This is a genomic window from Kitasatospora sp. NPDC059599 (assembly GCF_042735125.1).
Classification (GTDB): domain Bacteria; phylum Actinomycetota; class Actinomycetes; order Streptomycetales; family Streptomycetaceae; genus Kitasatospora.
This window is the reverse complement of record NZ_JBHWCL010000238.1, coordinates 1-9871: the sequence shown is the minus strand read 5'-3', so window position 1 is coordinate 9871 and position 9871 is coordinate 1. Positions and strand designations below refer to the sequence as shown.

Here is a 9871-nt window from a genome sequence, read left to right as displayed (position 1 = left end):
GTCCGCGGTGACGTTGGCGGCTGCGGCGAGCTCTGCCGGCGGGGCGAAGCGCCGCTCCTCCTTGAGCAGGTTGGCCAGGCTCTCGTTGCTCAACGCGCACTCCTCATCGAGTCATGATCGGGGACGATCCCGTGCGTGGGGATTGTCCCGTGTGTCCCAGCGCACAGCTCACCAGGCGAATGGGGCAGTTGACAAGAGGCTCCCAGGAATTGGTGTAGACCTTTGGCCCGGTGCCCGAACACCTGCCCGTACGGTCGACCGCATGGGAGTGGAGAACCTACCAGGGCTGGTGGGCCCGTGCCCCGGCCCGCCCGGCGGGGACACGGGCCCGGCTCTCAGGCGGCCAGCTGGGGCCCCTCCCCAGCACCATCGGACGGAACCCGGCCGTCCTCATTCACCCGTCCGGCCGATGCCCCACCGGGTCGCGTTTCGGGGTGGGCGCTACCGCGGGCCTCGGTGCGGGCCTCGGTACGGCCCTCGGTGCGGGCCTCGACCGGGCTGAACGTCCCGGCGGCGCGATCCAGGACGTAGGCCTGGGCGGTCGCGAAGTCGAAGTACATCCCGACCAGTCGCAGGGTGCCCTCCTCGACCCGGCGCTCCACGGCCGGGTTCGCCATCAGCTGGTCCAACTGCTGGACCACGTTGGTGATGCAGAGCTGCTCCACCGGGTCCACCACCGACCGGGTGGCGAACTCGGCGGGCACTCGCCGGAGCCGGTCCAGCGAGCCACGGCCGTTGCGCAGCCAGCGGGCCAGCGGGGTGGGCGGACCGGGGAGCTCGTGCACGCCGTCCAGCAGGGCCTTCATCGCCCCGCAGCCGGAGTGGCCGCAGACCGTGATCGAGCGCACCTCCAGCACCTCGACCGCGTACTGCACCGCGGCGGCCACCGAATCGTCGGCCGCACCGGGTTCGAACGGGGCCGGCACCAGGTTGCCCACGTTGCGGACCGTGAAGAGGTCGCCAGGCCCGCTGTTGGTGATCATGCTGGTGACCATCCGCGAGTCCGCACAGGTCAGGAAGAGCTGGGAGGGCGTCTGTCCTTCCCGCGCCAGCCGGGCGAGTTCGGGCCTGATCAGCGGGGCGGTGTGCAGCTGGAACACCCGGACCCCGTCCAGCAGCCGGCCGTGCGGGTCCTCCTGCTGCTCGATGCAGTGGTGGCCGACCCAGGGCGTCCAGGCCCGGCAGCGGTGCGGCCCGGGTGAACTGCCCGCGCGCACCGTGCCGTCGGGGTCGAGCACCTCGTCGTCCTGGCGCCTCGTCACCAGCGAGACCCGGCCGCCCGCGTCCTGGTGCCCGGCCCGCCAGCTGTGCAGGGTCTCGTACGCGGCGTGGTCCAGGAAGGAGCCGTCGTGGACCACGGTGACCTCGGCCCCGGCCGGGACGCCGGCCAGCGCCCGGCTGAGCCGGGGGACGGCGGCGAAGGTGAGCGGACCGTGCGTCTGGACGGTGACCGAGCCGTCGGGCCCGGTCCCGACATCCACGTGGGCACGGGTCAGCCGGTAGAGCGCGAGCAGGACGGCGGTGCCGGCGCCGATCGCGACGCCCCACAGCACGCCGGCCGCCACCACGGCGATCACGGTGGTGAGGTAGACCGGGAACTCGCGGTGCCGGTGCACGTTGCGGATGTGCGCCGAGCTGACCATCTGCAGCCCGACCACCAGGACCAGTGCGGCGAGCGCAGCCAGCGGGATCCGGCGCAGCCCGCCGGTCAGCGCCAGCGCGGCGGCCAGCACCCAGACGCCGTGCAGCACCGAGGCCCACCTGGACTGGGCGCCGGCCTGCACGTTGGCGGTGCTGCGCACCGCGCCGCCGGCGATCGGCAGCCCGCCGATCAGGCCGCTGAGCAGGTTGGCGAGGCCCTGCCCACGCAGTTCGCGGTCGAGGTCGCCGGAGCGGCGGGACATCCGGTCGATCGCGACGGCGGAGAGCAGCGACTCCACGCTGGCCACGGCGGTGACCGTGAGGACGGCGGCGATCAGGCCGAGCACCGGGCCGTGCGGCAGCGCGGGCACGAAGGCGTGCGGCTGCCAGGCGGGCAGTTCGATGTGGGCGAGCCGCAGGTCCAGGGCGAGTGCCAGCGTGGTGGCCAGGGCGATGGCGGCCAGCGGGCCCGGGACCCTGGCGATCCGGGCGCCGAGTCGGCCCGCGCGGCCGGGGAGCCGGCCGAGCCGGGGCCAGCCGAGCAGGACGGCCACGGTCACCGCGCCGATCAGCAGCGCGGGCGGGTGCGGACCGGCCGCCTGCCCCGGCAGCGCGAGGAGGTTGGCGGCCGCGGAGCTCTGCGGTGAGCCGCCGAGCACGACGTGCAGCTGCGCGATGGCGATGGTGAGTCCGACACCGGCCAGCATGCCGTGCACGATCGCGGGCGAGACGGCGAGCGCCGTCCGGGCCACCCGGCGCGCCCCGAGCAGGAGTTGGAGCAGTCCGGCGGCGAGGGTGACGGTGCAGGTGGCCTGCCAGCCGTACCGGGCGATCAGCCCGGCGGTGATCACGGTCAGCGCTGCCGAGGGGCCGCTGACCATGAGCGAGGTGCCGCCGGACAGCCCGACCGCGATGCCGCCGACGGCTGCGGCGGCCAGCCCGGCGGTGAGCGGTGCGCCGGTGGCGAGGGCGATGCCGAGGGAGAACGGCACGGCGATCAGGAAGACCACGAGCGAGGCGGAGAGGTCCTGGGCCCAGCGGATCCGGGCACCGGGGCCCGGCGGTGCGTGGTCGGTGGTGTCGGAGGCGATGGGGGCGCTGGAGATGTCGAGGGTCATGGTCTTCCCGTCTGTCCGGGGGAACGAACGCAGTCAGGTCCGGCGGTGAGTCCGGGGTGGGGCTCGGGGCGGATCGGCTGTCGTGGGTCGCGACGCGGTGTGGCGGGATGGCGTGGCGCGGCGGGGAGCGCGGGTGTCACCGGCCGGCGTTGACCATCGGGCCCGCCAGGAGCCCGGGCGAGGTGCGGGTGTCTCGCCGGGGCCCGCCGGGACGGACCATCAAGACTCGGTAAACCGAGAGTAATGAAAGCTTTGCACGGCGTGGTTGCGGGAGGGAAGCGGAAAACCCCCTGGTTCACCCCAATGGGTGGTGTTCGAACGGTCGGGAATCTGCTGGTGGAGTGGTGGCCGCGGGCGAACGGGCCGGACGTGCCGGACGGGCCGCGACCCCCCGGGTGGTGGGAGGTCGCGGCCCGTCCGGCGCGGTGGCGCGTGCGTCAGGCGCGGGCTCCCGCCGGGGCCGGCCGCTCGCCGCCGTCCGCGAACCGGCCCGGGACGAAGCCCTCGTCGACCTGGGTGGCGAGGTCCGCGCCGACCTTGGCGTTGGCCCAACTCTCCGCGTTGCGGCGGTGGAAGAGCACGGCCTGCTCGGTGTAACGGTGCGCGTCCCGCCGCCCGTACGCCGCGTCGGCCTCGGACCGCAGCTGTTCCAGCACGGCCCGGTTGGCCGGTTCCAGGGACTTCAGCGGCGGCTCGGCGCCCTGCTCCAGGCGGCGCACCCAGTCAGACTGCCCGAAGGTGGTGAGCAGGTCGTCCCCGACCTCGCGGCGCAGGAAGGCCAGGTCGTCCGGGCCCTGCACCTTGTTGCCGACCACCCGGAGCTGCACGCCGAAGTCGCGGGCGTAGTCCCGGTACTGGCGGTAGACGGAGACGCCCTTGCGGGTCGGCTCGGCGACCAGGAAGGTCAGGTCGAAGCGGGTGAACAGGCCGGATGCGAAGGAGTCCGAGCCCGCCGTCATGTCGGTGACCAGGTACTCGTCGGGGCCGTCCAGCAGGTGGTTGAGCAGCAGCTCCACCGCGCCGACCTTGGAGTGGTAGCAGGCCACCCCGAGGTCCTCCTCGGTGAACGCGCCGGTCGCCAGCAGCCGGACCGAGCCCTCGTCCAGGGCGATCGGGCGGGCGCAGGCGGCGTAGACCGGGTTCTCCTCGACGATCCGCAGCAGCCGCGAACCGCGGCCGGGCGGCGTGGTCTTGATCATCTCCTCGGCCGAGCGGATCAGCGGGTTGCTGCCGCGCAGGTACTCCTTGATCTCCGGCAGGTGCGCGCCGAGCGAGGGCAGGTCGGCGGCCTGGGCGTCCGTCAGCCCCAGCGCGGGGCCGAGGTGCTGGTTGATGTCGGCGTCCACCGCGATGACCGGTCGGCCGGCGGCGGCCAGGTGGCGGATGAACAGTGCGGACAGCGTGGTCTTCCCGCTGCCGCCCTTGCCCACGAAGGCGATCTTCATCTGGGGACTCCGGCTCTCGCTCAGGGCCCTCGCTCGGGGCCGCCTGCCCAGGGGGCGCGTGCGACGGGGGCGCCCTCTAGTTGGAAATCGTTATCGTCTCCGATAGTGGCCATGCTAGCCGGGGTTTGGGGCCGGTCGGGGGAGGGAAGTGAGGATTGCCTCTAACGGGTGATGCGGGGTTGCTGTTCCGGGAGGGGCGGCCCGTTCATTACTCTCGGGTAGGTGAGCACTGGAACAGATCCCCTCGCCCCGCTGGCCCAGCTCCCCGGGGTGCCCGACGCGGTGGCCGAGGTGCGCAAGGCCGTCGACCGGCTCTACGGCCACCGGGTGATGCGCCGCCGCGCGGCCGAGGTCACCTCCGAGTCCGCGCTGCGCGGCGCCCGCGCGTCGGCGGCCCTGGCCGGCGCCGACTGGCCGCTGGAGGAGGTCCGCCGCCGCACCGACTTCAGCGCGGACGCCGAGGCCCGCACCGTCGGCGCAGCCCTGCGGATCGCCGCCGAGGCGGGCCAGCTGCTCAGCGTCTGGCGGCACTCGCCGCTGCAGGTGCTGGCCCGGCTGCACCTGCTCGCGGTCGGCGACGGCGACCCGGCCGCCGGGCGCCCGCGCCGGGCCGGGGAGGGCGCCGAGACGCTGTTCCCGCTGGACCTGGAGCCGGTGGAGAGCGTCCGGGTCGAGGTCGTGGACGGGCCGCTGCCCGAGCTGCCGCCCGCCCCGGGCGCCGAGGAGGTCGCGGCCCGGCTCGACCAGCTCTCCCGGCTGCTGGTGGCGCGCGCGGAGGGGCAGGGCGTGGGCACTCCGGCCCTCGTCGTGGCCTCCGTGGTGCACGGCGAACTGCTCGCGCTGCGTCCATTCGGCACCCACAACGGGGTGATCGCGCGGGCCGCCCAGCGGATCGTGCTGATCGCCGAAGGGCTCGACCCGAAGGCGATCTGCCCGACCGAGGTCGGCCTGGCGGAGCTCGGCACCGCCACCTACCGCCGGGCCCTCGCGGGCTACCTGGCGGGCACGCCCGAGGGGATGGCGGCCTGGATCGCGCACTGCGGCGCGGCGCTGCGGCTCGGCGTGCGGGAGAGCACGGCGGTGTGCGAGGCGATGCAGCGCGGCATGGCCTGAGCGGCCGGGCCGGACGTGTGAACGGGCCCCGCCGGGGGGGCCCGTTCACACGCGGATGCGGCGGCACCTGATCCTGCTCGGTGCCGCCGCTGGTGCAGATGCCGGGTGACCATGCATGCACCGGAAGTGCCGATCAGACGGGGATCCTGCCCGTTCGTCTGGTCCGGCGGCCCGACAGCGGGTCGGCTGCATGTGGGTGCTCGGCTATCTGTACACGCGGTCCGTGGGGCCTGAACTGCGTTGTCGGTTTGACCTCTTCGGTCCTGACCGGGTCTCGCGGGCCGTGCTTCATTTGTATCGCGTTTCGGGCGAAAGGGGAACCCGAAAAGAGAAGTCCGTGCCGATTGACCGTTTTGTCCAGGCGGGTCGGTCGAGGCCTCAGGCGAGCGGGCGCCGCCGACGGGCCAGGTACCAGATCACCCCGGCGGTCACCACGGCCGTCCCGACCGCGACCGCGGTCAGAACCGAACCGCTCGGGGCCGAGAACTCGGGCAGTCGCCGCCGCAGTTCCACCGGCTTGTCGAAGACCAGCACCGGCCACTCCCGGGCCTGCGCCTCCTTGCGCAGCGCGCGGTCGGGGTTGACGGCCGACGGGTGGCCGACCGCCTCCAGCAGCGGGAGGTCGGTGGAGGAGTCGCTGTAGGCGTAGGACGAGGCCAGGTCGTAGCCCTCGACCGCGGCCAACTCCCGGATGGCGGCGGCCTTGTTCTCGGCGTAGGCGTAGTACTCGATCTCGCCGGTGTAGCAGCCGTCCTGGACCCGCAACCGGGTGGCGATCACGTGGTCCGCGCCGAGCAGGGCGCCGATCGGCTCGACCACCTCGGAGCCGGAGCTGCTGACGATCACCACGTCCCGGCCTGCCGCGTGGTGCTGCTCGATCAGGGAGGCGGCCTCGTCGTAGATGATCGGGTCGATCAGGTTGTGCAGGGTCTCGGCGACGATCTCGCGGACCTGCTGCACGTTCCAGCCCCGGGTGAGCGCGGAGAGGTACTCGCGCATCTTCTCCATCTGGTCGTGGTCCGCGCCGCCGACCAGGAAGACGAACTGCGCGTACGCACTGCGCAGTACGGCCCGACGGTTGATCAGGCCACCCTGGTAGAAGGGGCGGCTGAAGGCCAGCGCGCTCGATTTGGCGATGATGGTCTTGTCGAGGTCGAAGAAGGCCGCCGTGCGCGGCCCGCCCGACCGGGGGCGGGCGGGTGCGCGGAGCTCCTCGGGCCCGGTGGTGTCGCCCGGGGACTCGTCGGCGTGGTCGTCGGCGTTCTCGGTGGTGTCCACGGGAACCGAGGATAGAGGGAGCCACAAAACACCCCGCCATTCGGTGTACTCGTGGGCGTGCGGGTTTGTGTTTCTGGCCGCTCGGGTACACCATGGAAGTCACGGATCGTTCGCGACCGTGCTAACCCGGTCCGGCTCCTCCCCCCCGAGTCGGGCTGTGGATAGACGACCCCCGCTCTCCCCCCCGGCGGGGGTCGTCGCACGTCCGGGGCCATTTTCAGGGCTTGAAGGCCCTTCGCGGCGCATCCCGCGCGAGCCCCGTCGGCGGTGTACAGGGGGTGTCGGCGGCTCGGCCCGTCAGCCATCATTCGTCACTCTCCGTCGCCGTTTGCTCATGGCCGTCGAGGAATGAACGGCCGGTTCCGAGCGGCGGTGCGAGCCTCTCCGAGGGGGCACCGGAAGAGCGGCGGGAGGCCTTCGGAAGATCGTCCGATCGCGCCTGCGCGGTCCGACGGTTCATCTCCGTGACGCCTTTCGTCAATTCTTCGCCGATTAGCCCCCCGCCCGGGTGAACGTTTTCATCCACAGCCCACGAGTTATCCACAGGCAATCGGAACGTGGATGACGGAATCCGGATCTCCCCCCACCGTGATGGTCGGCGGCGGTCGCCGGGCAGGCCTCATCTCCCTCCTCTTCCGGAGGTCTGCCGGGCGGCCGTCCGCCGGAACCGTCCGACGTGCGCCGCGGCCGCCCCTGGTGGCCGCAGGCGCGGAGGGGAGACCACCATGTCGACGCCGATCGCCGACCACGTCACCGCCGAGGGCCCCGGCGCCCTCGGGCCGCTCGTCGTCACCGGGGACGACGCGCTGGCGGAGCACCTGCTGCGGCTCTGCGCGGCGGCGGGCACCGAGCCCAGACTGATCCGCGGCGCGCCGCCGACGCGGGAACTCTGGGAAGGGGCCCCGCTGGTCCTGATCGGGGACGACCAGGCCGTCCACTGCTCCGAGTTGGGGCGGCGCGGCGGTGTGCTGCTGCTCGGACTGGACCTGGACGACCCCGGGGTGTGGGTCCGAGCCGTCCGGCTCGGCGCCGAGCACGTGCTGTTCCTGCCCGACGCCGAGGCCTGGCTGCTCGACCGGATCGCCGACGCGGCCGAGGGCGGCGGACCCCCGGCGGTCACGGTCGCGGTGCTCGGCGGCCGGGGCGGTGCCGGGGCCTCGACCCTGGCCTGCGCCCTGGCGGTCACGTCCGCGCGAACGGGCCGTCGGACCATGCTCGTCGACGGCGACCCGCTGGGCGGCGGCCTCGACATCCTGCTCGGCGGCGAGACGGCCCGCGGGCTGCGCTGGCCCGACCTGGCCGGCTCGCGAGGGCGGGTCAGCGGGGCCGAGTTGGCCCGGGCACTGCCGGCCCTCAAACGGCTCTCCGCGCTCGCCTGCCTGTCCTGGGACCGCGGCGACACCCTGACGGTGCCGCCGGAGGCCATGCGCAGCGTGCTGGCCGCCTCCCGGCGGCGCGGCGGGCTGGTGGTGGTCGACGTGCCTCGCCACCTCGACGCGGCCGCCGGGCAGGCGCTGGAGCAGTCCGACCTGGCCCTGCTGGTGGTACCGGCCGAACTGCGCGCGGTGGCCGCCGCCGACCGGGTCGCCGCGGCGGCCCGGATGCGGCTCGGGGACGTCCGGGTCGTGGTGCGGCCGGTGCGGGCCGGCGGACTCCCGGCCCACCGGATCGCCCGCGGCCTGCGGCTGCCGCTGGCAGGGGAGTTGGAGGGGGAACCCGGCCTGGCCCCGGACGTTGAGAAGGGCGTCCCGCCCGGGAGCAGGGAGAGCGGCCCGCTCGCGCGCTTCTGCGCGACCTTCCTGAACGAGGTGCTGCCGCCGGTTCCGGCGGTCGGAGGAGGTGTCTACTGATGGTCCGTCTGCGCAGAACAGCCTTCCGGGACGGCGTGCCCGGTCCGGGCACCGGTGCGCGGGAACACCGGCCGCTGCGGAGCGTGCCGCCGCCCGGCGGGCCGCCGGAGGCCGGGCACGAGCCCTGCCCCTACGGCCGGACGGCCCGCGAACAGCGGGCGGCGGCCCTGGTGGACGCCGTGCGGCTGCGGCTGGCCGAGTCGGGGGCCGCCCCGACGGCGGGCTCGGTCGCGGCCGCGCTGCGAGCCACCCGGCCGCCGCTCGGCGGGGACGAGGTCCTGGACACCGTGCGCTCGCTGCGCGCCGAACTGGTGGGTGCGGGCCCGCTGGACCGGCTGCTGGCGGCGCCCGACGTCACGGACGTCCTGGTGAACGGTCCGGAGGAGGTGTGGGTCGACCGTGGCGGCGGCCTGCGCAGGGCCACCGGAGTCCGCTTCACCGACGCCGAGGCGGTGCGGCGGCTGGCCCACCGGCTGGCCACCGCGGCCGGGCGGCGACTGGACGACGCCCGGCCCTGGGTGGACGCCCGGCTGCCGGACGGCACCCGGCTGCACGCCGTGCTGCCCCCGATCGCGACCGGCTGCACGCACATCTCGCTGCGGGTCTGCCGGCCCCGGCCGTTCACGCTCGACGAACTGGTCGCGGGCGGCGCGCTGCCGCCGGAGGGCGCCGAACTGCTGGCCGGCATCGTGCGGGCCCGGCTGTCGCTGCTCGTCTCGGGCGGGACGGGCTCGGGCAAGACCACGCTGCTCGCCGCGCTGCTCGGGTTGGTCGGGCCGGACGAGCGGATCGTGGTCGCCGAGGACTCCGCGGAGCTGCAGCCGGCCCATCCGCACGTGGTCCGGCTGCAGAGCCGTCCGCCCAACCAGGAGGGGCTGGGCGAGTTCACCCTCCGGGACCTCGTCCGCCAGGCGCTGCGGATGCGCCCGGACCGGCTGGTGATCGGCGAGGTGCGCGGGGCCGAGGTGTCGGACCTGCTGGCCGCTCTGAACACCGGGCACGAGGGCGGCTGCGGCACGGTCCACGCCAACACGGCGGCGGACGTGCCGGTCCGGTTGGAGGCCCTGGGCTCGCTCGCCGGGCTCGACCGGCCGGCGCTGCACAGTCAACTGCGGGCCGCGATCGAGGTGGTGGTGCACCTGGTCCGGGATCCGGACTCGGGGCGGCGCCGGGTCGCGGAGATCCACACGCTGGCCGGGGACCGCGAGGGGCTGGCCGTGACCACCCCTGCGGTGGCCTTCCCGGCGTCGGGCGGACCGGTTCCCGGGGCGGGCTGGGAACGGCTGGTCGGGCTGCTGGCGGCGCGTGGGGTGGAGCCCGGGGGGGGGGGCGCGCCCGGTGCCCAGCGGCACCCCCCCCGGCCCCCGCCCCCGGGGTGCGGGGGCCCCCAAACCCGGCGCCACCGGGGCCGACCCCCCGGGGCCCC

6 protein-coding genes are annotated in these 9871 nt (G+C 74.5%); 3 read left to right on the top strand and 3 right to left on the bottom strand.

The window, feature by feature from the left end:
- Nucleotides 1-335 precede the first annotated feature (335 nt).
- Nucleotides 336-2759 carry a SulP family inorganic anion transporter gene (locus ACFV04_RS42205; RefSeq protein WP_380536412.1) on the bottom strand — a complete coding sequence of 808 codons (2424 nt, stop codon included), beginning with the start codon at nt 2757-2759 and terminating at the stop codon, nt 336-338.
- Nucleotides 2760-3196: 437 nt separating this feature from the next.
- Complete coding sequence (locus ACFV04_RS42200; RefSeq protein ID WP_380536411.1) at nt 3197-4204, bottom strand: ATP-binding protein; 1008 nt, start codon at nt 4202-4204, stop codon at nt 3197-3199.
- 222 nt (nt 4205-4426) lie between these two features.
- Here ACFV04_RS42200 and ACFV04_RS42195 point away from each other — a divergent pair, with 222 nt between their 5' ends.
- Nucleotides 4427-5317 carry an oxidoreductase gene (locus ACFV04_RS42195; RefSeq protein ID WP_380349652.1) on the top strand — a complete coding sequence of 297 codons (891 nt, stop codon included), beginning with the start codon at nt 4427-4429 and terminating at the stop codon, nt 5315-5317.
- Between the two features lie 378 nt (nt 5318-5695).
- Here the strand turns inward: ACFV04_RS42195 and ACFV04_RS42190 are convergent, their stop codons facing one another.
- The gene (locus ACFV04_RS42190; RefSeq protein WP_380349655.1) at nt 5696-6595 is read right to left on the bottom strand and encodes an HAD family hydrolase; all 900 of its coding nucleotides are present in this window, start codon (nt 6593-6595) and stop codon (nt 5696-5698) included.
- Nucleotides 6596-7320: 725 nt separating this feature from the next.
- Here ACFV04_RS42190 and ssd point away from each other — a divergent pair.
- Together ssd and ACFV04_RS42180 are read left to right on the top strand one after the other, a co-directional pair.
- Entirely contained in the window at nt 7321-8445 is a 1125-nt protein-coding gene (gene ssd / locus ACFV04_RS42185; protein WP_380536409.1) for a septum site-determining protein Ssd, read from the top strand.
- Nucleotides 8445-9871: TadA family conjugal transfer-associated ATPase (locus tag ACFV04_RS42180; protein WP_380536408.1), on the top strand; the 1427-nt coding region annotated here is incomplete at its 3' end. The genes ssd and ACFV04_RS42180, both read left to right, overlap by 1 nt.